Source organism: Listeria rocourtiae subsp. hofi (genome assembly GCF_963575615.1).
Taxonomy (GTDB): Bacteria; Bacillota; Bacilli; order Lactobacillales; family Listeriaceae; genus Listeria_A; species Listeria_A hofi.
Genome location: NZ_CAUYTL010000002.1, coordinates 218,772 through 243,639, shown reverse-complemented (window position 1 = coordinate 243,639; position 24,868 = coordinate 218,772). Strand labels below are relative to the sequence as shown.

Below are 24,868 nucleotides of genomic sequence, written 5' to 3'. Positions count from 1 at the left end.
TGCCTTGAGCTAACAGTTCCTACTGCCAAGCCTGTAGTGGACTTTCACCACCTAGCATTTGCGCATGCTGGGCGCACCAAAATAAGCATTCTAGCAAAAAGCTAGAATGCTTATTTTTTATCCACTTTTCAAAAATCTTTTAGCTTTCTCTCATTTGGTACAACATGACTGCCATAATTTTCAATCTTGAAATCCAAACGACTCAGCGCGCTTTGCATCGTGTCAATTCGATTTTGCAAATCATTGCGCTGCTCCTTCAAAAGCGCTACACGTGCAGGGATTGTCGTATCTCCTTCTCGAAAAAGGCTCAAATATTCAATTAACGCCTCAATCGAAAGCCCAGCATTTCGCATTTGACGACTAAATAGAATCCACCTTACATCTTCCTCATCAAATTTACGGATACCGTTTTCGTTACGAGGCACCGGGGGAATGAGACCAATTCTTTCGTAATATCTAATTGTGTCCGCGGAAATATTGGTCTCCTCACTCACTAGCTTAATATTCATTCGGATTCCTCCTCCTTGCTAATCTAATAGTCAACAGATAGTTTACACCATGAAGCCTACTTCAAGTCAAGATGGTTTTTATTCGGCAGTAATTTAGCTACAATAACTGCTCCCCAGTCGATAAGATAACGCGCCACCTTTTACGAGCACTTGTTTCTGATGATTAGCCGCTTCTTCAAAGCTAGTTTGAGCCTTCTCTTCTTTTACTTTTACATCACTAGTTCATCAATGCTTGGTATTCATCAAATAGAGCTAAAAATTCGGCTTCTGTGAATGAAACTTCCTTGTCTTCTAAAATACCTTGAATTTTTTCCAAACACATATGCCAACCAGAAATATCACGCGGCGTATGTGTTGTTTTTTCGTTTATTTCCTCTGTAAAACGGAGATTTATTTTATTATCTTGTTCTACTAATTCAAAACGGACCATATTTTTATCCCAGGTGTACTCTAAAATAGACTCGGGCTCATACATAGTGATCGTCATTTCTTCATATTCGCCGTTTCCAAAATCAAATAAGATTAATCCATCTACACCCGATTCGCCAATGCTCAGCTCTGGGAACCATTGGGCCAATCCTTTTGTTGTAGCTATGAGATCCCATACTTTAGAAATTTCACTGTTTAGCTCTAAATCAAATGTCATAATACCTGATGTTTCCGATATTTTTTGATATTTTTTTTGCATTATTTTTTCCTCCTTTTGTGCTGCGTCAAGTCTTGCGCCTTCGGATCCAGCTTCTTGGAAATTTCGTGGCCTACTTAAAAAAACAAGTACGGGTTTTAACTGCTCCCCCTAACAATTTCTGTCGAATCTAAACGGGCTGGTTCGGCTTTTCAGCTTTCACCAATAACAATAACACACCTCCAATTGCAAATAAAACGACAAGGCTCGCGACACCGTATTGTGTGTGGCCAGTGACTTGAGCAATGACTCCCATTAATGCTGGACCCATAATTGCTGAAAATTTGCCAAATATGTTGTAGAATCCATAAAATTCATTGGAGCGTTCTTTTGGGATTATTTTACCGAAATAAGAACGGCTAAGCGCTTGAATTCCGCCTTGTGATGTACCAACTAGCATCGCCAATATCCAAAAGTCTGTTGCTGTCTTCATGAAAATGGCATAAATACAAATGATAATATAGATGAATATCGCAGTCAATATCAAGGGCTTTCCACCAAAGTGTTTCGCAAGTTGCCCGTAAATAATGGTGCACGGAAATGCGATAATTTGTGTCACCAGTAAGACGATGATAAGCGTTGTATCAGAAATCCCCAGATCGATACCATAAGAAGATGCCATTCGAAAAATCGTATCCACACCATCGATATAAAAGAAATACGCAACAAGAAACAATACGATATTACTATACTGCTTAATATTTTTAAGTGTATTTCCAAGTCTGACAAAGCTACTGCGAATAGGCTTTTTATCATGTGGAATAAAATAAACTTGGTGAACGTTACGCCACAACGGGATTGTAAAAACAGCCCACCAAACCGCCGTCAGCACGAATGCACCATTTAGTAACATCGTTTGACTAATAGGCAAAATCCCGGTAGCTTGAAAAACGATAAACGCGATGAATGGAATACAACTTCCTAAATAACCGAACGCATAACCATACGATGAAACTTTGTCCATTCGGTCATTGCTAGTGATATCGACTAGAAATGAGTCATAAAATATGTTTGCACCCGAAAATCCAATGAGCGAGAGCATATAAAAAATAAGCAACAGCATCCATTGATCGCTTGGCACAAAAACGAAAGCCACGGTAAAAGCAATACCTAGCCACGTGAATAGACTAAAAAAGCGTTTTTTGAAAAATTGATAGTCAGCAATTGTTCCAAGAATAGGCGCTAATAACGAAATTAATAGTGTTCCAAGCGAGTTTGCATAACCCCAATAAGCGGTCGACACATGATCCGCAATCCCTGCATTACTCGCCACTCCTTTAAAATAGATTGGTAAAATTGCCGTCGTAATCATAATCGAATAAACAGAATTTCCCCAATCCTGAAAAACCCAGCTTTTCTCCTGTTTTGTCAACTTCATCTAGACGTATCCCCTTTACTTAGTCAAAAATAGCTTCTATAATCGTTCCTTCTGTATTAGGTAAGTCAAGATTCAAAATCGCTGCGAATGTTGGTGCTTCATCAATGAGGCGCGCTCTTGGAATCACAGTCCCACTCTTTATCCCCTTACCAAATGCAATCATTGTTGTCGCATAATTCGGCTTCTGCGGAGAATAACCATGAACGGCTCGGTAAGAGTCAGGATTTCCGATATCACCAGACATTACTCGCTGCATCACTTCACCAACAGCATTATCTTTAAAATAATAGCCAGCCTTTGCTTCAAGCATGAGAGTGCACGTTTTATCTGCGCCAAATGCTATGGCCTCTTCCTGATCAAAAATTTGTTCGATACCTTCCTGACCTTCAAGAAGTGACTGAATTTCTGCAAGGTCCACCGTTCCCTTTGTATAAATATAGCATGAGCCGTCACAACTTTTGGCATAAACTTCCCATGCAACAATTTTATCTTGCTTCAGAGTAAGCCAGCCTTGTCCCGCAAACAAAACATTAAGTTGAATCGCCGAGTGTACGTCTATTTGATAATGATCGCCCAACACGACAAACACAGTCTCTTCATATGTACCGTTTCGTTTGGTAGCTTCGATTATTCTAGCCAACCGCGTATCATGACGTTTCAGTGCATCTTGCGCGTCCTGCGACTTTACACCGTGCGCATGCCGCATACTATCCATATCTACAAAGTGTGCCAATACCAAATTTGGTTTCTTTCGCAAAATCGTATCCTCCACTGCAGCAATCAAAAAATCATCTAATTCTGGCTGGGCAATTCCTCGTCGTAATTTTCCGAAACGTCGATTCATGTCCATTAAAAATCCTGGTGAGCTCCCCCACAATGATACCATCACTTGACTCAACCAAAACCGGTTTGGAAAAATCTCTGCAATATTATAATCAATCGAACTCCGCGCTGCCACAGGCCATAAAAAAGCCGCCGTTGTAAGACCTGCTTGTTTCGCAGCATCGTATAATGTCGGAACTTTAATTGCATCTCGGTACCAAAACCAGTCTGGGGATGCTTTTCTAGGCTGTATTTTTGTATTATTTACAATTCCGTGTTTTCTTGGGTAATGTCCCGTCACAAGTGTCGTGTGTGCTGGATATGTTAGCGAAGGATAAATCGTTTCCACTTTCGCCACATGAGCTCCATTTTCCTTTAAGAAAGCAAGCGTCGGTAAATCCGCTATATCCTCCAAGTCCTCTGCTCCCAATGCATCTAATGAAACTACTACTAAATAACGACTCATACTCTTCTTACCTCCATTAAAAAAAACTGGGAAAATTGCTTGACCAACCTTCCCAGTTCTAGCCTACTTGTCTATTATTTTATGATCTGGATGTACCATCACTTCATCTTTGCTAATAACTCCCAGCACATCTAGGAAGAACATGAATACCGGAATACCGACAATTAAGCCCCAAATCCCGAAGAAATGCTCGGAGAAAATCAACACGATGAATGTATAGAAAACTGGTAAATCTGTTTTAGCTGACATCAGTTTCGGATTCAATACATATGACTCTAATGCATGAATTACAACGACTAGCACCAAGATAATCAAAATATAGTTCACGCCACCGATTGTGTAGGCAATAATCGTTAGCGGTATCATCGAGATGATAACCCCTGCTACCGGAATAAGTCCTAATAGGAAAACCATAATGGCAAGTGAAAATAGTTGTGGGAATCCCATAATCCAAAGTGCAATCGTTGTTAAAACACAGTTTACTAAAGCAATCATGAACTGCGCTTCGATAACTTTACCAAACGTCTCATTGAATTTTGATCCGAAATATTTCACCTCGTCATAAATGAAAGCAACTTTACTTTGGCCAAACTTGCTAGTGAACAAAATCAGCTGCTCTTTTCCAAGCGAGAAAAACAAGCTTAAAATGAGCGCAATAAACGTATTCATCGCAACAACACCGATATTCGCTAAGTACGTGAATAAGAACTGAATGCCATCGTTCGCATATTTCGTTATTTCAAATTCTTTCGCAAGTCCCATAATATAGTTTACCGTCTCATTATTACTTGGTTTCGTGTAAAAATGATTGATAGAACGAATAAGTTGGTCCAGCTGCTCAATTAACATCGGAATATATTTCACTATCAACAATGCAATACCTATTGCTATAAACGCATACAGGATAATAACGATAATTTTTCGATAGATAGAAATACGTTTCAAAATAAAATTCTCTAACCTATTAATGAGGAAAGAAAAAATGAACGTCAGCAAGATAATATCAATCATGCTTCTAAGTAGATACAGGATAACGGCGATAATGACAAATACGAGCACACGCCGAAAACTGCGATTGTAAAATAATTTGGTTAAAGCGTCCAAAATGTCGTCCTCCTCTTGTTTTTAACTCCCTCTATTGTAACAAAAAATGATTCGCCATGCATGCCTTAACCTACAAATAAAAAAATCTCTCTAACCCAGCGGCTAAAGAGATTTCGGCTTACTTATCTTCCCCAATAATCTTAACTTCTGTTTCTAACAAGATACCTGATTGTTCTAACACAATCTTTTGGACATGTGCAATCAATTCCATGTAGTCCGTTGCTGTTGCATGGTCAATATTTACAATAAAGCCCGCATGCTTCATCGAGACTTGCGCGCCACCGATTTGATAACCTTGCAAACCAGCTTCTTGAATTAGTTTTCCAGCAAAATGACCTGGCGGGCGTTTGAAAACACTACCGCATGAAGGATATTCTAATGGTTGTTTTGATTCACGCATTTCTGTTAGTTCGTCCATTTTTAGGCGGATGGCTTGTTTATCAGCTAATTCTAGTTCAAAAACTGCCTCTAGCACGATGTAATGTTGATCTGCGATAGAACTTCGACGATATTTTGCCTCTAGTTGATCTTTTTTTAGGTGAAGCAGTTCTCCGGTCACTGTGAGGACAGTCGCTTCAATGAGAACGTCCGATATCTCACCGCCGTACGCACCTGCATTCATATACAGCGCACCACCAACAGAACCTGGAATCCCACAAGCGAATTCTAAACCGCTGAGTGATTCGTCCAGCGCAAAACGAGATACATCAATAATCTTTGCACCGCAACCAGCAATGACTTTCGTGCCCTCTCGTTTGATAGCGTGGAGTGCATCCAAGTACATGACAATACCACGAATACCTCCGTCCTTAATAATCAGGTTCGAGCCATTGCCAAGAATCGTTAACGGAATCTGATTGGCATGAGCAAAAGCGATCGTTTTCGCGGCTAGATCATGACTCGTAGGCATCACAAAAAGATCCGCTTTTCCGCCTGTTTTTGTAAACGTGTACGGTGCCAAATCCTCTTCTACCTTTACGATAAGTGTTGGAATTTCTTGTTTTAACTGTTCTACTATTTGAGTTATATACATGAGCCTTACCTTTCTTACGCCATTTCTAGGCTTTCTTATTTCGAATTAAAGGTCTAATCTTATCCATTGGCGGCTCGTACACGCGGCAGTGAGCTTCATACGCCTTGCCATAATCCTTTACACGAGCTGGAATATCCTGATTCGGGTTCAAGTTCAAATCATTTTCAAGCATTGGTATTAACGAAATAATTTGTTCAAAAATGTGGCCTGCTTGGGCTTCACTAAGAACAAAGGCTAATTTCGATAAAGCACGGCGCTGATCAGCAGGTAGCATCTTACCGTGCAATTGTGTCCACTTCAACATTTTTTTACGCGTATCACGTGTTTTCTCTAAGTAAAGGCTTTGGCCATACGCTGCTATAGCATAAGCGAGCGACAAATCCTCCGCATGATTCCAATCCTCTTCCAAAATTTCCTGTTGCGCTTCCACCTTTTCATTCAAAAGCGCGATGTCCTCTTGATAAATATCTAATTTGCGTTGTTGTTGCTTGTAAACCTCGAGCGCTAAATTCAATTCATCTATTTCCGACTGAAATTTCTCACCAAAGAGCCCTTTTTCATTCAAAATTCGTTGCACGCCCTCGATACGCTCTGCTGTAACGCTGTCCCGCTCTTTCATGATTTGCGTACGCTTTTTTAAGTAGTCAAAGTAAAAACTATATTTTTGAACCTCTATAATTACTCTTTCGGCTATGTCCCGATTGACGGTCAGACCATCTAGATTAGCAACAATAATGCCCGCAATTTTTCCAAGCATGGAATAGACAATCACTTCATATAAGTTCCCGTCTACGCGGACTTTGTATGGCAATGTATGATTGTTCTCTAACATTTTTTTATACACTTTCGGATTCTTATTTACCATCAATATCACCTTCAATCAGCAATTCTGTACCTATTCTTTCATTATAAATGAAAATGACCAAAATGTCAGGGAAAAGTTTTCAAAACCATTTTTGTTTACATAATAATGTTATCGTCATTTACATCTATCGATTTGCATAAGTCATCTATTTTAGCTATACTTGCTTGTGTAAGGAGTTGTCGCGAATATGCCTAAAAATGAAAAATGGAAAGCGCTTGTTGATATTAATATTTTATTTATCTTGTTTGGCTATATTTGTTTATATTTTATGTATAATGTGGCATGGCCTGAAAGTCTGCTGTTTATCGTCGCAATTCTAATGGGCAGTTGTGGCTGTCTTGGATTTTATTTGAGCATTAAGGGAATGCAGATGAAACGCAAACCGATGTATCAGATTTTCCTGATGATGGCTTCCATTATTCCAGCAATCATTGGTGTTGTTTATGTCATTATTTATTTCTTGACGCTCTTCTAAAAAGTCATAAAGCCCCGTGTCTGACTAATCAAAGTCGGTGACACGAGGCTTTTCTTAGTTATTTTGTTCTAGACATTCGTAAACGGCCATCATTTCTTGTTTATTTAACTCGCGGATGCGATTGAAAATTAGAATGTCAGCAACTGCATCTGTGAATGACTCTTCTGCCACCACATCGCGCACTTTTCCTGTCAGCCATGTTCCGACTTTGACGCCTTCCACAACTTCTTTTAACCCCTCATCGTTAATGCCTGTAGCAGAGCACGTCACGCACGGTATGGATAACTTTTGAACGCCGTCATGCAGTCCATCTTCGGAAATAATTTTCTTTCCTTTACAGAACGGGCATGATTGGGCTTTTTTCACCTTATTTATTTGCGTGACGATTTTTTTGTAGCCAAATGCTTCATAGACATAGGTTAGTTTTTTGTATTTACCATTGACGAAATAGGAATCGATAATCATTTCTCGCGTCTCGTTTATATTGGCAAAATCACAAATAGTCACTTGGTTTTTCTTGCTCATAGCTACAATATTGCGCTCTATTTTATCCCAAAATGGAATCGCGTTTTGTAATACCATTTCATAACCAACAAAGCTGGCTTGCTCTAGTTCTAGCATTTTTAAAGCAACTTGTTGTTCGCGTGGTAATAAGGAGACGTCTTCTGTTAGTGGCATGTCTCCGCCAACGATTTCCTTTACCCGCTCAAGTTCTGGAAGCGCACCGACTGTTGCAATTACTTGGTCAACTGGCTGCTGAATTAATTCACGAATGTCTATCTCGCCAAACATTAATTGTTTATGATGTCCTAGAACGCTTCCTTCACAAATCGGGCAAGTTACCATCTCACGTGTTTCCTTCATTTGTTCTTTAATAACTGATTTGGAAATCACGATGTAGCGACCGATAATTTGATTAAATCCTTGCCACGTTCTCGTTGCCTTACCAGCTTTATCATAAAACGATTTCTCCCAGTAACCGTATAAAAATGTGTGTTTTTCAGCTTCTGTCAGTTGATTGTACGGCTTGCTTAAATCATGACCAAGTTCGTTTTTTATTTCTTCAAACAAAAATTCAATCTTCTGGAACTGGAAAAATTCTAAGACTTTCATAACTTCTGGGTGCAACATGCCTTCCCAAAATGGTGCGTTACCGTCTTGAATAACGACCTCAAAATCAAATTTTTCAATGACGCGTCGGCCAGAGCAGTAAGGACAATGATTATCTGCTGAATAAAAATCAAAGCTTCTTGTATCCTTATTGGTCGGATGCGCTGCCACAATATGATTAATTAGCCCACCCATCTCAAAAAGAAAACTGTATTGACTATACAAATGCCGTTCCAAATCAATTGCGACTACAGGTGCGATTTTTTCTGATTCAAACTCGCCGTAAATTAAGCGGGCCATGGATGATAGACTTTTTAGAATTCCGCCTTTATAAATGTTTTCTGCGTTTTTGAAATAGGCCATATGATCTTTTTCCAGATAGTGAATGCCTGTTTGTTCTTTTAACGTAGATGTAATAGGCGCGGGCTGTATACTAGCCTCTCCATCTTTCTGCCGATAAAACGCTTCATGTGTCACAATATCCAATTTTTCGACCGGCTCGACTTGCCTTTTTCCAAAATCCACAATGAAATCGGAGGCATCTAGCATATAATCATTATGCTCAATCATTACCATAGAAACTGATTCATCTTGCAAAATCACTCGAATACTGTCAATAAACTGGTTTAGAATATTTTGGGACAACCCCTTAGATGGTTCGTCAAAAATGAATAGTGTATGTGGATTTTTAGAACCCGAAAACAGTTCTGAAACTAAGTGTACACACTGGAATTCTCCTGTGGACAGTGTCTGTGTTTTTCTCTCTAGCGTCAAATAGCCCAAACCTAATTTTATCAGTAGGCTCAAACGTTTGTGCGCAAGATCTTGTTTTGGTAACTCGTCAATAATATCCTCAATTGAACGTTCAAAAATTGCGTCGATGTCATCGGTATATTTCGTCAGTTTTTTCTTAATATCAAGGAAAGTTGCGACAGTGGAACGGCTTGTAATCGATTGATTGCGATTTTGCCCAACCATAACTAACTTATCTTTCGGGTAGCGTTTTAAGAAATCTTTTGCGATACATTCGTTTACTAGCGTCGATTTCCCACATCCGGATTCACCGGTAAACGTAACAAGCCTGTTTTGGGGAATCTCTATTTCCTCCATTTGAATATTGCGGCAATGAAGGTCTTTAAATTGATAATATTCCATAGGCGTTTCCTGATTTATTCCCACATGAACTGGTGCTGGTCGCGGTGATTCTTCTACTAATTTCCCACCGTATTTTCCACTTCCTGGGCCGAAAAACAGTTGCTCATCCGTCGCATCGAGTACTGTGTCGGAATGATCAATTAGCCAAATTTGATTTTTATAGCCCAGCTGTTTAATTTGTTCTAGAATTTTCAACAAGGTTTGGTGATCTAAGCCAACCGAGATTTCATCAATAATAATAACCGTGTTTTCGCTTGTCGCCATAAATTCGGCCAAATAAAGACGCGTTAATTCGCCACCAGATAGCGTTCCCATAATGCGGTTTAGCGTTAAATAACCGATATTCATGTTAATAATATTTTGCAAGATATGTTGCTTGCCTTCGCTTAGATTTAATTCTTCTTTAAGTGAGAGCAACGTTTCCATACTTAAATTATTCACATCCGAAATGCTATGCTCGCTTCCTAATAATTCGATTTTATACGTCTCAACTTCAGGGTTAAAGCGTTTTCCACCGCACTTTTTACAAGTCACATTACTATTACTTCCGCGCCCTTTACAGCCAGTACACCAACCTAGCACATTATTAAACGAAAAAAGCTCTGGTGATAAGTCAAATTTCTCTGCCATCGTGACACGAATTTCTTTAAACACGCCTGTATGCGTTCCAATCGTAGAACGCGGATTAGATGAAATAGATGACTTTCCTAAAAAAAGTACGAGTGGCATCTCTTCCATTTTGATAGCACTAAAATTCGTATCCATAATTTCAGGAAATAGATATTGATATTCTGCTTTCGGTAATAGCGATACAAGACGTTTCTTAGATTCTTCACCAATTGTCTGGCAAAAAGTCGTTTTTCCTGACCCAGATAATCCGGCGATTCCCAGCGATTTTTCTGTTGGTAATTCCGTATCCAGATGATCAATATTGTTCGCAATTAATTGATTTATTTTCATTAGCGTATCTTCTCCATTCTCCAATCTAGTCATGACGCTTAAACACAATTATCGCATATCTCATTATGTAAGTTCAACTGCGAATAGCTCCTCACAAAGAAAGAGCGTAATTCCATTTTTTAGAATCACACTCTGTTCACTCACTTATGACAAGACGGTGCCAAGCTTGTTGCCCATCTCTGTCCATGCGTAGGTCGCACCCTCGATAGCACCTGGACGCGATTTTGTTTCCTCGCTGAAGCCACTTTGGTCTAAGCGTAACTGTACGGTGCCGTCCGCATTTTTAGTTACTGTCCAAGTGACTGTAGTCGTTTCACCAGCACTTGCCCACGTATATGTGATTGAATTTGGCTCATCGATATTCAAGACTTCGCAATTGACAATGCCGTCCCACCATTCAGAAGGCTCTGCGCGGAATTGGAATTTATGCCCTACAACTGCCTTGAAGTCGTTATTCCAAATCCATTTCGCGAGCATATCTGAGTCTGTTAGTGCGTTCCATACTTTTTCTACTGAGCTTGTGAACTTAAAATCTAATGATACATCTGGTTTCATGTTTTGTTCCTCCAATAATTGATTTAATTTTAACATTCGTTCTTTCCAAAATCCTTCGTAATACGATACCCAGTCTTGAATTTCCTGTAATGGCTGGGCGTTTAACCGGTATCTGGTTTCACGTCCCACTTTTCGCGCCACCACAAGATTGGCTTCTTTCAAAATAGCCAAATGCTTGGAGACGGCTGTGCGACCCATATTAAAATGAACCGTTATTTCGTATAAGGGCAATTCTTCTACATCGTTCAGTATTTGAAGTATTTTCCGCCTCGTTGGATCGGCAACAGCATCATAGACATCTCTTACTTGGCCTTTTTCGCTAAGCATACACACCACCTTTTCTTCTCTAATGTTCATTCACAAAAATAGGACACCTTTTGTTGTCGTGTTCATTATACGACACCAAAAGGTGACATGTCAACTTTTTATTTGCTTATGTCCTAGATCCGTTTCTAAGAATAAGAGTCATTATCTCGTTTTCCGATAATTTTTCTGGGAGTGTTATTTCATTTTCGACACCTAGATAATCTTCTTCTAGCCACCATTGTTTGAGTTTCTGAATGCCAAATTCATGTGCATTTTTCTTGGTTTGATGTCTCTTTACTGTTTCGGAAAATGAAAGGTTAAAATAATAGACATCTGCGTTGTTATCAAAAAACTGAATGAGTTTATATAGCATATCTTGATATATTTCTTTACCAAGAATACCTTCTACAATGACATATTTACTCTTGTTTTTTCCATATTCTGCAATTATTCGAATAAGTTCAACACTTGGATTGGCGTGACGGTCCTTTACATGCAGCATATCACGACGAACTGTGTCTTGGGAAACAACTAGCGTGCCTGGACCTAGCTCATGCTGCAACTGTTTGGCGATGGTTGTTTTACCACTTCCAGAGTTTCCACGAATAATAATTAACTTTGTTTTCATGCAGTCTCCCCCTAAAACCGAACCAATTATTATTTATTTTGCAAAAAAAATTTTTTACCCAATCAAAAACGAACTATTAATCCGATTAAGGTCATAATAGTTCGCTTTTATTTATAATGCTTCTACAAATTTTTTCTTTTTATTCTTTACGGGATTTAATTTGCGTTCGACCCAACCGAGTAACACATCGGCCATAACAGCCATCAGCGCTGTTGGAATCGCCCCAGCTAAAATAATTGCCGTTCCGTTTGTTGCATTCGTTCCACGGACAATAATATCACCAAGCCCACCTGCTCCAACAAAAGTACCGATTGCTGCAACACCGATTGCGATAACTAGGGCATTTCTAATCCCCGCCATGATAACGGAGAGTGCTAACGGAATTTCAATCATTCGCAACACTTGCCACTTCGTCATACCCATCGCTTTTCCTGACTCTAATAGCGCACCATCTACGTTTTGAATGCCTGTATACGTATTTTTTAGGATTGGTAAGATGGAGTAAAGGAATAGGGAAAGTACCACTGTATTTGTTCCTAGTCCCATTACGAGCATCAACATGGCGAGCAAAGCTAAGGCCGGAATCGTTTGAATTACGTTCGCCGTTTGAATAACCCAACCAGCTAGTTTCTTCTTACGTGCAATGTAAATACCTAGTGGAATCGCCACAATTGCCGCAAAAATAACACCATAAACACTCATTAAGAAATGTCGCCAGAATGCCTCCATGACATAGGTTGCATTGTTTTGATAATAGTCAATGAGTTGTGAAAAAGTTTCCATTTTGTCGACACCTCCTTATTTATTTTCAAAGTAATTATGTTTCTTCAAAAACTCCTCGGCAACGATAGACGGTTCTTTTAATTCGCCATCTGCTTGGTAGTTTAATTTTTGCATTTCTTCCGTTGAAATCGTGCCAACTAGTTTATTAATCGTTGTTTTTAGTTCTGGATGTTCTTTTAAAATAGCATTGGTAGCCATTGGGGATGCATCATATGGCGGGAAAAATTGCTTATCGTCTTTTAGGACAACAAGATCATACGTCGGAATCCGGCCATCTGTTGAGTAACCAAGCGCCACATCCATCTGATCGTTCTTAAGCGCCGTGTAAATTAAACCAATCTGCATCGGAAAAATTTTCTTGAATGTGATATCATATTCTTTGGAAAATGCCTTATATCCATCTCCAGCTCGCTCCATCCATGAATTATCAACCCCTGCAACAAGTTGATCTTCCACTGGACGCATATCGCTAATCGTCTTCAAATTGTATTTTTTAGCGGTATCTTGTCGTACCATAAAAGCATAGGTGTTCGCAAAACCATATGAGTCAAACCAATATTGATCAAAACGCTCCGAAAAGCCTTTTTGCACGGCTTCCATTGCTTTTTCAGGGTCTTTTATAGGTTCTTCACCAAGCGGTCCAACTAAATCGGTTCCTGTGTAACGCGTAGCTGAAATATCAATATCGCCATTCACCATCGCTTGGTGTTGCACAACAGACGAACCAAGATTATTCACCATTTCTACTTTTAAATCTGTATCATGTTCAATCATTTGCTTCACAATATTGCCTACAATCTGTGATTCCGTTGTTGACATCGTCCCAACTTTAATCGTGCCATCTGTGCTTCCGCCAAGTCCTGGAAGGGCACAAGCCGATAAGAGTGATACGCCAAGCAGGATGACAGCGGCAAGTTTGAGCGGTTTTTTCATCATTTTTACTGTCCCTCCTTACATATTCTCTTTTGCTGCACGAATCGCTTTTGGTGTAATTCGAACTTCTAATTTGCCTAGGAAAAATTCAACTAACAGCGCCAAAATTGTAACTGGAATCGCACCTCCGAGAATTAAATCTGGGCGATAAAGATTCAAGCCGTTAAAAATAAAATCACCGAGACCGCCCGCACCAATGTATGAGGCAAGCGTTGCCCATGCGATGATGTAAACGGCGGATAAACGAATACCTGCCATAATGACCGAAATTGAGTTAGGTAGTTCGACATTTTTGATTAGTTGCCAAGAAGTCATCCCCATGCCGCGCCCCGATTCAATGAGATTTTTATCCACACCACGAACGCCGATAAATGTGTTACGCATAATTGGTAGCACAGAGTAAATAAACAATGCTACAATCGCCGGTACTTTACCAACGCCAAGAATTGGAATAATAAAAGCTAAGATGGCAAGTGATGGTACTGTTTGTAACACACTAACTATACCGATTACAAAATTAGCGATTTTTGGCGAGCGTGTTAAAAGAATGCCCACCGGTACAGCCACGACAATCCCCAATATAACCGCAGAAAGCGAAATATAGAGATGTTCCCACGTTTTTACTAGCAGGTCATGGCCGTTGTCTTGAAAAAATTGTGTTATCGCGTCCATTAAAAATAACCTCCTACTTTACTCGTGTACTTCTTCTTTTTCAAGCTCTTGCGCAGATTCCGCATGTTCTGCCGCAGCTTCTTCTAAATCGCCCCAAATCGAATCATAAACAATATCAACAAGGCTTGCGCGCGTTACAATCCCTACCAAACGATTTTTCTCGTCGACAACTGGTACATACTTGAAGCCTCGTTTTAAAATCCGCTGCATTGTATCGCGTAGCAAGGCATCCTTCCGCACATAGAAAACATTTTTGTCCAAAATATCAACAACTGATGTCGCAATCCTGCGATTATGCTCGATTGCCTCCACATCAATAATTCCTTTCAACACATTTTGATCATCTGTCACCAGAAGCGTATCAACACGGCGCTCTTTCATTAATTGGATAGCCGCTTGCAGTGATTTATCCGCCGTAATCGAAACAGGTGCCTTATTCATGATTTGCTCTACATTCGTCACATTAGGTCGTGCCTCAATCAAGCGATCTTTCCCAATGAAATCTTCTACAAATTTATCAGCAGGATTACGCAAAATCTCATCCGGCGTGTCAAATTGTACAATCTCGCCACCTCGCATAATCACAATTCGATCCGCAAGTTTGATAGCCTCATCCATGTCATGCGTGACAAAAATAATCGTCTTTCCAAGCTCTCTCTGCAAATTCTTAAATTCCTCTTGCAGTGAATCACGCGTAATTGGATCAAGCGCACCAAAAGGCTCATCCATTAAAATCAAATTTTGTTCCGCAGCAAGCGCCCGAAGCACACCAATCCGCTGTTGCTGTCCACCACTTAGCTCATATGGATAACGATCTAAATATTCTTCCGGTAAATCGACCAATTTAATCAGCTCTGCCGCTCTCTCATTTTTCTTCTCTTCCGACCATTTCAAAAGTTTCGGAACGAGTACAATATTTTCGCGAATTGTCATATGTGGCATTAGCCCAATCTGCTGAATAACATACCCAATCGAACGACGCAATTTCACTGGATCTTCCTTCATGATATCCTTGTCGTTAATAAAAATTTGGCCATTCGTTGGCTCAATCAAGCGGTTAATCATTTTCATCGTTGTTGTCTTCCCGCAACCACTTGGCCCGATAAAACAAATAAATTCGCCACGTTCAATATCTAAGTTTAGATCATTGACGGCTGTTTTACCGCCCTTGTAAATTTTTGAAACATGCTCAAATCTTAGCAATCTAGACACCTCCGAGTTTAATTGACTAGCACAATGCTAGGTGAAAGCTGTGAATCAAATAACCCTTGACTCGCGATATATGTATTTCCATTCTGTTATAAAAAAGGAAAAACTTACCAATAAAAAGAAATAAAAGTTGGGAATAAACGCCTCTCAACTTTTAACTGGTTGTATAAATTAGAACACAGTTATAGCGAGTAAGAAATCAAAAAGTTGATTCTATTCCAAATAACACAGCCCTTTCTAATCCACATTATAACGTAACCAAAATTAAAAAGCGAATGAGCACGCCTCATATGTGCCTATTCCAATAGAAAAAAGCTCCATCAAATGCACTACTCATAGGCATTTAGGGAACTTTTGAAATTTCTTATAAAAAACAAGATTCACATGGAAAAATAGCGGTTTTTATTCAGATAAAGATATAGATTTGAATTGCCAAAATCGGAAAATAACACTTAAACCTCTATCAAGTAGGTGCAGAAATATTGTTATATATGGCCAATAAAGAAGCGCCTATCTCTAGCTAGGAGGCAGGCGCTTCGGTGTGCTATAAAAAATTTTTCTATCTACATTGTAGTACGTAAAGAAATCATCGTAAGCTATTTACAATAATCGATTTGTAAGTGTTAATCTGGTATCTATTTTTCTGAGAATAATATAGCCTATAAGCGCTCCAATGAGAGAACTCAAGAAGAACGAGGGAATAAACACCCACATTGTCATTTGTTGTGTTAAAAATAGGCGAGCAATAAGATAGCATATTAGAGCACCGAGAACCCCCGTTCCAACCATTTCGCCGACAGCTGCTAACCAGAGCTTTTTCGTATAGTTGTAGAGCAGCCCCGCGAACAACGCGCCAATCATACTCCCAGGAAATGCAAAAATCGTGCCTGTTCCAAAGAGATTCCGCAAAACAGAGGTTCCAAACGCTTGCGCTACAGCATATCCTGGCCCAAGCATCACAGCACTAATCAAGTTTACCAAATGTTGTACAGGAGCAATTTTTGCAAAACCGACTGGTACAGAGATAAAACTACTTCCTACAAAAGAAATTGCCATGAGCATTGCAGTATAAAGCCATTTTTTTAGCACCATAATTATTTAGGCAGAAAAAGCCTTGGTGAGATTTTCATCAAGATGGTAACAATGATTCCTGCCACGATAATCGTTGCGATACAACTCGCACCATTCATCACAATCGAAAACAATTGCGCGGACCAACCTTTAAAAGCATAAGCTCCCCAAAACAAGACGCCCGCAAGATAATGCCAGAAATACCGTGCCACGCCGCCAATAACCATCGTTCCCCAAGCCCAGCCAATCGCTTTGCCTAACTTCTCCTCTTTCAAATAACCACGAACTTGCACCGCAAACACGCCAGCAAAAGCAATAAATGCGAAGGCAACAATATACTCAATAAATCCTTGTAATGGGCTCAAAATATAAGCTTTCCCTGTCACAAAATGAAGCAATCCCCACAATAGTCCTGAAAAACCAGCAGCCCAAAAGCCACGTCTAATCGCAATAATGTACATCGGAATCATGCCTAAAGATACCGAAAATGACGATCCGAAATCAACGGGAATAAAGCTGAGAACCATTGCTAATGCAGCAAAAATAGCACATTCTAACATTGTTAACAATCGCGTATTACGCATAAAAATACCCCTTTCTTTTTTTGGTAAAAAACGTACCGCAGAAGAAAGGAGTCAAATCATCAAACTTATGTAATCAGATATAACTTCATTCGCCACAATCCCTACGCTCGTATTAACGAACAGGTTCAAAGGGTCAGATTCCTAAAAATCAGAAATCAATCTCAGCCAAGGCCCCCCCTGTGGTAACGTCTATTCATGAAGTGGATTCTATTTCAGTCCCAAATCATGGATGCCCAAACAATACACCAAGATTTGTAAGCTTTGGCGCCTTATTTGACTATCTGGTTCTCATTATAGCAGTATATTTTAGAAAGTCCAGTTCCCTGCTCTTTCATTGCATGAGTATTCGTGATAGAATAGGAGTAATTGCGTTTTTGGCATTCAATATGAAAATTTCAGTTGAGAACGCGCGAATTTGGGAGGACGAAAATGTTAACTGTAAATAATGTATCTTTACGTTTTGGCGATAAAAAATTGTTTGAAGATGTTTCCATTAAATTCACACCTGGAAATTGTTACGGCTTAATCGGTGCAAACGGTGCGGGGAAATCTACTTTCTTAAAGGTGCTTTCTGGTGAGCTTGATTCACAAAGTGGTAACGTGCATATTCCGGCTGGTGAACGTTTAACTGTTTTGAAACAAGATCATTTCCAATATGATGAAGAAGTTGTTTTGAAAACCGTTATTCGCGGACATGAGCAACTTTTCAAAATCATGGCAGAAAAAGACGCGATTTATTCAAAAGAAGATTTCAGCGATGAAGACGGTATTCGTGCTGCAGAGCTAGAAGGTGAATTTGCAGAACTGGATGGTTGGGATGCAGAACCTGACGCTGCTGTTTTGCTTAATGGACTGGGTATCACGACTGACTTGCACGATAAATTAATGAAAGACCTTACAGGTAGTGAAAAAGTCAAAGTTTTGCTAGCACAAGCACTATTCGGCAAGCCTGATATTTTACTTCTGGATGAGCCTACCAACCATTTGGACATTAAAGCGATTCATTGGTTAGAAGAATTTTTAATCAACTTTGAGAATACGGTTATCGTAGTTTCCCATGACCGTCATTTCCTTAATAAAGTATGTACGCATATTGCCGATCTTGATTTCAGCAAAATTAAGCTGTATGTCGGTAACTATGATTTCTGGTATGAATCTAGTCAATTGGCACAAACAATGATGGGCGATCGCAACAAGAAGAAAGAAGAAAAGATTAAAGAATTGGAAGCCTTTATCGCACGTTTCTCGGCTAACGCTTCGAAATCAAAACAAGCGACTAGCCGTAAGAAAATGCTTGATAAAATTACACTTGAGGATATTCAGCCTTCAAGTCGTCGCTACCCGTTCGTACAATTCAATCCTGACCGAGAAGTTGGGAATGATCTCCTTACTGTGACGAACCTTTCGAAAACAATTGATGGTGTGAAAGTACTTGATAACGTGAGCTTTATCATCAATCGTAATGACAAAGTTGCGCTTGTTGGTGACGATGAAGTTGCAAAAACAGTATTCTTCCAAATCCTTGCTGGTGAAATGGAACCTGATGAAGGTGAATATAAATGGGGTGTAACAACAACTCAAAGCTACTTCCCTAAAGACAACTCAGAGTTCTTCGAGGAGAACGACTTAAATCTTGTAGAATGGTTACGCCAATATTCGCCACAAGATGATAGCGAGGCTTTCCTTCGCGGTTTCCTGGGCCGCATGCTGTTTAGTGGCGACGAAGTATTGAAAAAAGTTCGCGTTCTTTCCGGTGGTGAAAAAGTTCGTTGTATGCTATCGAAAAACATGCTTTCTGGTGCCAATGTGCTGTTGATGGACGAACCTACCAACCATTTAGATTTGGAATCAATTACTGCGCTAAATAACGGGATGATTCAATTTAAAGGGGCGATGATTTTCGCATCACATGACCACCAGTTCTTGCAAAGTGTTGCGACACGTATCATCAACCTTTCAAAAGATCAGTTCTATAATAAAGAAATTTCATACGATGAGTATCTTGCTGAAGCATTGAATGTGACGGAGTAAGTTGAAAAAAGCAGTAGAGACGCCGTATTATGGCACGTCTACTGCTTTTTTATTTGTTGGGACTGTTCGAAATGCAATGAGTCACAGCCCCAATATACTTATGAGCATTGTGAATAGGCGTTCCTCTAAATTTTTTAGAATGCAGATACCATTCATCGCTATAATTCTGATAAAAAATCGGATTGTATACATAAAATGCTTATTTCCTAGTCAAAAATAGCACTTCCCACCGGGTTTCCCAGATAAGAAGCGCTATTTATCATTTTTTCAAATTAAGTCGTCCTGTATCGCTTTTGATCAGCTTGTCTTTATTATATGTCGACCATGAAAATTGGAACCACTGAATATCAGAAACCTTATCCAGTTTGTCAAGCGGAAAAACAATACGCCCCTTTATTGTAGCACCCGGCTTCATTTTGCCATCAATAATATCTGATAAAATAATATCAGCAGCTAATTGTTGTCCATTGATTGTTGTTAGCTCACCTTGTAACGGATAGGTAAGCAATTCATCTTTTGTGTTATTTTTAATTTCGATTGCAATCGTGAGTGTTCCTGGCATGTCTTTATCTTCCATTGTAGAATGTACAACCTTCTTCTCGACAGTAACGGTTGAAATTTTCTTATCCATTCCATCCGCATTATTATGCCAATTCACATTATATATTTCTATTCCTTCTGATTTCGTTTTACCAGTCTTGCTATCAGAGGAATAACTTGCAACTTGTTCTTGGAGCTTGCTGTAATTACCAAATGAAATAAATACGCCGATAATAGAAATGATGATAAGAATACTAGCCCCAGTTACGACGAAAATGCCGATTTTGCGTTGTGATTGGGCGAATAGCATGATAAGTCCGATGATGAACCCTAGAAATGAGACACCCATTAATGTTAACCAAATGGCCATGTTTTAACTCTCCTTGCCTGATTGTTATTATTGTACTATAACATATGTTGAAGCTCTTATAAAGCATCTTTTGCTGAATTAGAGCTTCAATATGCATGCGAGCTTCGCGAGCAGGTAATCCTTCAGCAGCTCTTATAAAGCATCTTTCACTGAATATTAGAGCTTCAATATGCATGCGAGCTTCGCGAGCAGGTAATCCTTCAGCAGCTCTTATAAAGCATCTTTCACTTAACATTAGAGCTTTCAATATGTACGCAAGTATTGCGAGCGTGTAGCCTTTTTCAGCAAATCTTATAAAATATCTCCCTCAAATAAGACAAAAAAAGACTAAAACATTACTGCTCTAGTCTACATTGTTTTTAAGCAAATTCAATAACCGTTCTTCCCACATTAACTGCACTAATATCGTAGAAGTCTGCAAAAGCTTCGTTGATTTGCTCTAGCTTAATTTTTCGCAAAACTAGGTGATCTAAATTAAGTTTTCCGTCTAAGTACAATTGCGCAAGTATTGGAAAATCACGAAATGGCTGAGAATCACCATAAAAACTACCGCGCAATGTTTTCGCAACTCGGTGGAAACCGCCTGCCGGTAACGCTACTTGTTTACTTGGATGAAACGCGCCGACTACAACTGTAGTTCCACCTTTTCGTGTAGCTTTCCATGCTGTTTCCGTCGCAATCGTATTCCCAGAACAATCAATAGCAAAATTAACACCAAGATTACCGCTAAGCGATTGGATCTGCTCAATCACATCTTTATCTAGCGAATTGACTGCATGCGTGGCGCCGAATTTCTTTGCAAGTTCTAAATTATCAGCTTTAATATCGCATGCAATGATTTTTTCTGCACCCGCAATTTTAGCACCTTGAATCGCATTTACGCCAACCCCACCAATACCGAAAATAGCAACAGTTGAACCTGGAGTAACGCCCGCAGCACGCACAGCAGCATTGTATCCCGTTGCTACACCACAACCAATAAGAGAAGCTTCTGCAAAAGGCATGTTTTTAGGGATTTTTACACATGATTTTTCAGGGACAACTGTATATTCCGCAAAAGTTGATAATAAGGAATAATGGTAAGCCTGCTCCCCATCAATAGAAAGCCTGGATGTCCCATCGAGTAAAGTCCCATCAAACATTGGTCCAAAAGCAGATTCACATAAATTCGGCGTACCTGCCGCACAGTAATCACACGTACCGCAAAATGGTACCCAGTTTAGCGCCACGTGATCACCAGGGTTCACACCAGTGACAGCGCTCCCAACTTTTTCAACAATACCCGCACCTTCATGCCCTAAAATGCTCGGTGTTGGCGTAGCTCCATCTTCAAAAGCATTTAAATCACTATGACACACACCTGTTGCTTTCATTTTTACAAGTACTTCTGTTTCTTTCGGATCGGCTAGGTCCACTGTTTTAATTTCTAACGGTTGCCCTAATTTAGTCATAACCGCTGCTTTCATTTTCATGATTTATCCCCCTAGAAAAGCGCCTTACTCCAATTCGGGTATCGACGCTCGTGTCAAATTTAATAAGCGAACCAGATTGCTTTTTGTTTCGTGTAAGCAGCAAGTGAATGTACCGCGAATTCCTTGCCCCAACCACTTTGTTTCCAGCCTCCGAACGGGCTTGCAAAATCGTAACAACCATATTTATTGACGAAAACCATCCCAGCCTCAAGTTGATTCGCCACACGGTGTGTGCGACTAGCATCATTCGTCCAAAAACCAGCAGCAAGGCCATATGTCGTATCATTCGCGATGCTTACAGCTTCTTCTTCCGTTTCAAATGGAATCACACAAAGAACCGGGCCAAAAATCTCCTCACGCACTGCTTTCATCGTGTTATTCATGTCAGATAGAATTGTCGGACGAACATAAAACCCGCGTGCATTATCTCCTGTCATATCTCGGAATCCTCCAGCTGCAACTGTCCCGCCCTCTTCTTTCGCACTCTCGATATAGCCAAGAATCTTCTCCATATGAGCCTCTGAAACCGACGCACCTTGCTGTACATCTGGATGAAATGGATTGCCTAATTTATAGCTATCTGCATATTCCGCCAGTTTTGCAACCACTTTATCGTATATTTCATTTTGGACAATTAACCTTGTTGGTGCCGAGCATTTCTCTCCTTTGTGTGTGAAAAGCCCATAAAAAGATGTTTCAATCGCTTTATCCAAATCCGGTGCATCTGCAAAAATAATATTTGGCGATTTGCCACCAAGCTCAAGTGATACTGCCTTCAAATTAGACTCAGCCGATGCACGCACTAAATCGCGCCCAATTTCAGTGCTTCCCGTAAATGCAACTTTATCAACATCATTGTGTCGTGCTAGTGCCTGACCAACAAGCCCATCTCCAAGTGCTAAATTAATCACGCCTGCTGGCAAAATGCGGGCCTCATCAATAATTTCAAATAAGCGAATAGCTGAAAAAGATGTTTTCTCAGACGGTTTTAAGATGACCGTATTTCCCATTGCAAGCGCCGGTGCCAATTTCCAAGCTGCCATATCGATTGGGAAATTAAACGGAACGATTTGCCCACAAACACCAATTGGATCGCGCGTCGTCACACTTAGAAAATCACCTTCAACAGGATTATTTTCGCCGTAATATTTATTCGTCCATCCTGCATAATAGTCAAATAAATCTGCTGCTTCCTGCACATCATCTTGATATGACTCGGTGTATAATTTTCCGTTATCAAGCGACTCAAGTGTTGCCAGTTCTGCTTGATGTTCTAAAATTAAACGCGCAATGTCACGCATCATTTTTGCCCGTTCCTTACGTGCCACCTTTTTCCAAGTCGTTTCGAAAGCTGCTTTAGCACTCGACACGGCCATCCCCACTTCTTTCTCACTGCCAGCATAGATTGAGCCAATCACCGTACCATCAATCGGACTAATCGACTCAATCGTCCGTGAAGTTTCGATCCACTGACCGCCAATGTACATTTTTTTCGGCCTATTTAACCACGATTTCGCCCACTCCAATTTTGGTTGCTCAATCCCCTTAAATTCTGCTATCATTTATCGCCACTCCTTCTAAAATTTCTAATAGTTCTTGTCTCGTCTTTTCAGCTAGTAAATTTTGCACTTCCCGATACGTAAAATGCTCTTTCAAATCCACAACGATTGGAATCAGTGCCTTGGCATACGCTGTACATCGCGATTCATTGACGTTCAATCCCTGCAAGCAGCGTTCGGCAAGCAACGTCACAATCTCACGGAGTTGTGTCACAATTTCCAACAATTGCATGCCCGCCATATGTTCAAACACATTGAGATCGGTATCGCTGTGCCGGTAGCAAAGATGTATTGTCTCCACCTTACCGATGATACTAAAAGCGCCCTGCATCACAGTTTCCGGAATAACAGGATTCACCTTTCCTGGGAAAAATGTAGAACCTGCCATTAAAACAGGCAACACAAGCTCGCCTATTCCCGTCTCCGGACCTGATGATAAAAACCGCAAATCCTGACAAATTTTTAGCAATGTTTCTGCATAAAGTTTCAAAATATCCGCTAGTTCTGTAATAGCATCAATATTTTGTGCAGTATCAAAACCATTTTTCGTCAAACAAAGCTCTAAGCCAGTCACATCGCGCAACTGGTTCATTATTTCTGCTTGGTATGCTTTACTAGCACCTGTCCCCGAGCCAATCACCGTTTTTCCAAGATTCACCGTCAACAAAGCCGGCATTGCATTTATCACTTTTTGCTGGCGACGCTCCAAAACCTCCTTATAACCGCTGAAACGCTCACCTTGCTTGAAGCGCATGCCATCTTGCATACAAGTTCGACTAATCGTATCGATTTCTGCAAAACTAGCCACCTTATCTGTCATTTCCAATTTCAAAATATCCATACTAGCCACCAACTGCTCAAAATCACGGTATAGCGCAATATATAGCGCCGTATGACACGCGTCAGCTGTCGATTGTGAACCGTTCACATCATTCGTTGCATCGACGCCCATTCCGGCAACGTGCGCCACCACCTCATTTACATTCACATTCGTCGCGATGCCACCACCCCCATGATAAGCATCAACAACAAAATCATCCCAATTAGCAGCTTCCATCAACGCATCGCACGCCGTCACAATTGCCCTTCCTTTTGCAACACTGAGCTCTGAGGTCGCCATATTAACTAAACTTGCAGCCTTCTTTACTTCTAGCATCGCCCGAATAAAAGTTGGTTTTCCAGATAGTAAAGTACCAGAAAAAGATAAATTAGTTACTGCGCGTGCCGTCAAAATACCGTATTGCCGATTTGCTGGAATTTCTACTTCACCAAGATAATCTCGTTCTATCCGTGATTCAACCGTCTCAGTCATTATTCCTGTCCGACCTTTCTTTAAATTTCTGCTTTTGATTGCGTTCAAATAAAGAAACCGCTTACGAAAAATGCAGTAAGCTACACTTTCACCTCTATAAAAGTCGCATTTTGAAAATAATCCCCCAACTATTTTGTTCACAATACGAATTTTATATTTCTTAATTTGAATTTAAAGTTATTATAAGACAGAAAAAAAGCAACGTCAACATTGTGTTTTTATGCACGTACTATTAGCAATAAAACCTGACTTGCCTCTGCCCCAACGACTCTAAATTGAAA

The 24,868-nt window shown here is 40.0% G+C and carries 22 protein-coding genes, 1 pseudogene and 1 riboswitch; of the genes and pseudogenes, 2 read left to right on the top strand and 21 right to left on the bottom strand.

The window, feature by feature from the left end; translation table 11 throughout:
- Nucleotides 1-128: 128 nt before the first annotated feature.
- The 7 genes from R8925_RS02545 to R8925_RS02515 all read right to left on the bottom strand — a co-directional run bounded on the left by R8925_RS02545 (nucleotide 129) and on the right by R8925_RS02515 (nucleotide 6,862).
- Nucleotides 129-509: a MerR family transcriptional regulator gene (locus tag R8925_RS02545; protein WP_430534346.1), complete on the bottom strand. Its 381-nt coding sequence runs from the start codon at nucleotides 507-509 to the stop codon at nucleotides 129-131.
- 217 nt (nucleotides 510-726) lie between these two features.
- Nucleotides 727-1,197 carry an SRPBCC domain-containing protein gene (locus R8925_RS02540; protein WP_430534345.1) on the bottom strand — a complete coding sequence of 157 codons (471 nt, stop codon included), beginning with the start codon at nucleotides 1,195-1,197 and terminating at the stop codon, nucleotides 727-729.
- Nucleotides 1,198-1,324: 127 nt separating this feature from the next.
- Complete coding sequence (locus R8925_RS02535; RefSeq protein WP_430534344.1) at nucleotides 1,325-2,572, bottom strand: MFS transporter; 1,248 nt, start codon at nucleotides 2,570-2,572, stop codon at nucleotides 1,325-1,327.
- A gap of 19 nt (nucleotides 2,573-2,591) precedes the next feature.
- Nucleotides 2,592-3,860 carry an alkaline phosphatase family protein gene (locus tag R8925_RS02530; RefSeq protein WP_430534343.1) on the bottom strand — a complete coding sequence of 423 codons (1,269 nt, stop codon included), beginning with the start codon at nucleotides 3,858-3,860 and terminating at the stop codon, nucleotides 2,592-2,594.
- 63 nt (nucleotides 3,861-3,923) lie between these two features.
- Complete coding sequence (locus R8925_RS02525) at nucleotides 3,924-4,964, bottom strand: AI-2E family transporter (RefSeq protein ID WP_430534342.1); 1,041 nt, start codon at nucleotides 4,962-4,964, stop codon at nucleotides 3,924-3,926.
- 118 nt (nucleotides 4,965-5,082) lie between these two features.
- A complete protein-coding gene (gene murB / locus R8925_RS02520) occupies nucleotides 5,083-5,997 on the bottom strand; it encodes a UDP-N-acetylmuramate dehydrogenase (protein WP_430534341.1) in 915 nt (304 codons plus the stop codon).
- 25 nt (nucleotides 5,998-6,022) lie between these two features.
- Nucleotides 6,023-6,862 carry a hypothetical protein gene (locus R8925_RS02515; protein WP_430534340.1) on the bottom strand — a complete coding sequence of 280 codons (840 nt, stop codon included), beginning with the start codon at nucleotides 6,860-6,862 and terminating at the stop codon, nucleotides 6,023-6,025.
- A gap of 187 nt (nucleotides 6,863-7,049) precedes the next feature.
- On the opposite strand from R8925_RS02515, the gene R8925_RS02510 reads away from it, so the two are divergent.
- Complete coding sequence (locus R8925_RS02510) at nucleotides 7,050-7,337, top strand: hypothetical protein (protein ID WP_430534339.1); 288 nt, start codon at nucleotides 7,050-7,052, stop codon at nucleotides 7,335-7,337.
- 54 nt (nucleotides 7,338-7,391) lie between these two features.
- On the opposite strand, the gene R8925_RS02505 is transcribed toward R8925_RS02510, so the two are convergent.
- From R8925_RS02505 to thiT, 10 genes and pseudogenes are all read right to left on the bottom strand, one after another.
- Complete coding sequence (locus tag R8925_RS02505; RefSeq protein WP_430534338.1) at nucleotides 7,392-10,562, bottom strand: ATP-binding cassette domain-containing protein; 3,171 nt, start codon at nucleotides 10,560-10,562, stop codon at nucleotides 7,392-7,394.
- A gap of 144 nt (nucleotides 10,563-10,706) precedes the next feature.
- On the bottom strand, nucleotides 10,707-11,117 hold the full coding sequence (locus R8925_RS02500) for an SRPBCC family protein (protein WP_430539396.1): 411 nt from the start codon (nucleotides 11,115-11,117) through the stop codon (nucleotides 10,707-10,709).
- Nucleotides 11,118-11,255: 138 nt separating this feature from the next.
- A pseudogene (locus R8925_RS02495) lies at nucleotides 11,256-11,444 on the bottom strand (metalloregulator ArsR/SmtB family transcription factor); the annotation flags it as partial.
- A 106-nt stretch (nucleotides 11,445-11,550) separates the two neighbouring features.
- Nucleotides 11,551-12,051 carry an AAA family ATPase gene (locus R8925_RS02490; RefSeq protein ID WP_430534336.1) on the bottom strand — a complete coding sequence of 167 codons (501 nt, stop codon included), beginning with the start codon at nucleotides 12,049-12,051 and terminating at the stop codon, nucleotides 11,551-11,553.
- A gap of 111 nt (nucleotides 12,052-12,162) precedes the next feature.
- Nucleotides 12,163-12,834, bottom strand: a complete 672-nt coding sequence (locus tag R8925_RS02485; RefSeq protein ID WP_430534335.1) for an ABC transporter permease — start codon at nucleotides 12,832-12,834, stop codon at nucleotides 12,163-12,165.
- Nucleotides 12,835-12,849: 15 nt separating this feature from the next.
- A complete protein-coding gene (locus tag R8925_RS02480; protein ID WP_430539395.1) occupies nucleotides 12,850-13,767 on the bottom strand; it encodes an osmoprotectant ABC transporter substrate-binding protein in 918 nt (305 codons plus the stop codon).
- 18 nt (nucleotides 13,768-13,785) lie between these two features.
- A complete protein-coding gene (locus R8925_RS02475) occupies nucleotides 13,786-14,439 on the bottom strand; it encodes an ABC transporter permease (RefSeq protein ID WP_185342285.1) in 654 nt (217 codons plus the stop codon).
- 18 nt (nucleotides 14,440-14,457) lie between these two features.
- Complete coding sequence (locus R8925_RS02470) at nucleotides 14,458-15,642, bottom strand: betaine/proline/choline family ABC transporter ATP-binding protein (RefSeq protein WP_430534333.1); 1,185 nt, start codon at nucleotides 15,640-15,642, stop codon at nucleotides 14,458-14,460.
- 606 nt (nucleotides 15,643-16,248) lie between these two features.
- Nucleotides 16,249-16,740 carry an energy coupling factor transporter S component ThiW gene (gene thiW / locus R8925_RS02465; RefSeq protein WP_430534332.1) on the bottom strand — a complete coding sequence of 164 codons (492 nt, stop codon included), beginning with the start codon at nucleotides 16,738-16,740 and terminating at the stop codon, nucleotides 16,249-16,251.
- 2 nt (nucleotides 16,741-16,742) lie between these two features.
- Nucleotides 16,743-17,303 carry an energy-coupled thiamine transporter ThiT gene (gene thiT, locus R8925_RS02460; RefSeq protein ID WP_430534331.1) on the bottom strand — a complete coding sequence of 187 codons (561 nt, stop codon included), beginning with the start codon at nucleotides 17,301-17,303 and terminating at the stop codon, nucleotides 16,743-16,745.
- 80 nt (nucleotides 17,304-17,383) lie between these two features.
- Nucleotides 17,384-17,491, bottom strand: a riboswitch (TPP riboswitch).
- 241 nt (nucleotides 17,492-17,732) lie between these two features.
- Between thiT and R8925_RS02455 the strand changes: the two genes are divergently transcribed.
- Nucleotides 17,733-19,334 carry an ABC-F family ATP-binding cassette domain-containing protein gene (locus tag R8925_RS02455; protein ID WP_430534330.1) on the top strand — a complete coding sequence of 534 codons (1,602 nt, stop codon included), beginning with the start codon at nucleotides 17,733-17,735 and terminating at the stop codon, nucleotides 19,332-19,334.
- 259 nt (nucleotides 19,335-19,593) lie between these two features.
- Here R8925_RS02455 and R8925_RS02450 read toward each other — a convergent pair whose 3' ends face one another.
- The 4 genes from R8925_RS02450 to R8925_RS02435 form a co-directional block, all read right to left on the bottom strand.
- Complete coding sequence (locus tag R8925_RS02450; protein ID WP_430534329.1) at nucleotides 19,594-20,244, bottom strand: DUF4352 domain-containing protein; 651 nt, start codon at nucleotides 20,242-20,244, stop codon at nucleotides 19,594-19,596.
- 359 nt (nucleotides 20,245-20,603) lie between these two features.
- Nucleotides 20,604-21,716, bottom strand: a complete 1,113-nt coding sequence (locus R8925_RS02445) for a Zn-dependent alcohol dehydrogenase (protein WP_430534328.1) — start codon at nucleotides 21,714-21,716, stop codon at nucleotides 20,604-20,606.
- 59 nt (nucleotides 21,717-21,775) lie between these two features.
- Nucleotides 21,776-23,278 (bottom strand): aldehyde dehydrogenase family protein, encoded by a 1,503-nt coding sequence (locus R8925_RS02440; RefSeq protein WP_430534327.1) that lies wholly within the window; start codon nucleotides 23,276-23,278, stop codon nucleotides 21,776-21,778.
- Nucleotides 23,262-24,587, bottom strand: a complete 1,326-nt coding sequence (locus tag R8925_RS02435; RefSeq protein WP_430534326.1) for a lyase family protein — start codon at nucleotides 24,585-24,587, stop codon at nucleotides 23,262-23,264. The genes R8925_RS02440 and R8925_RS02435 overlap by 17 nt, the downstream gene beginning before the upstream one ends.
- Nucleotides 24,588-24,868 lie beyond the last annotated feature (281 nt).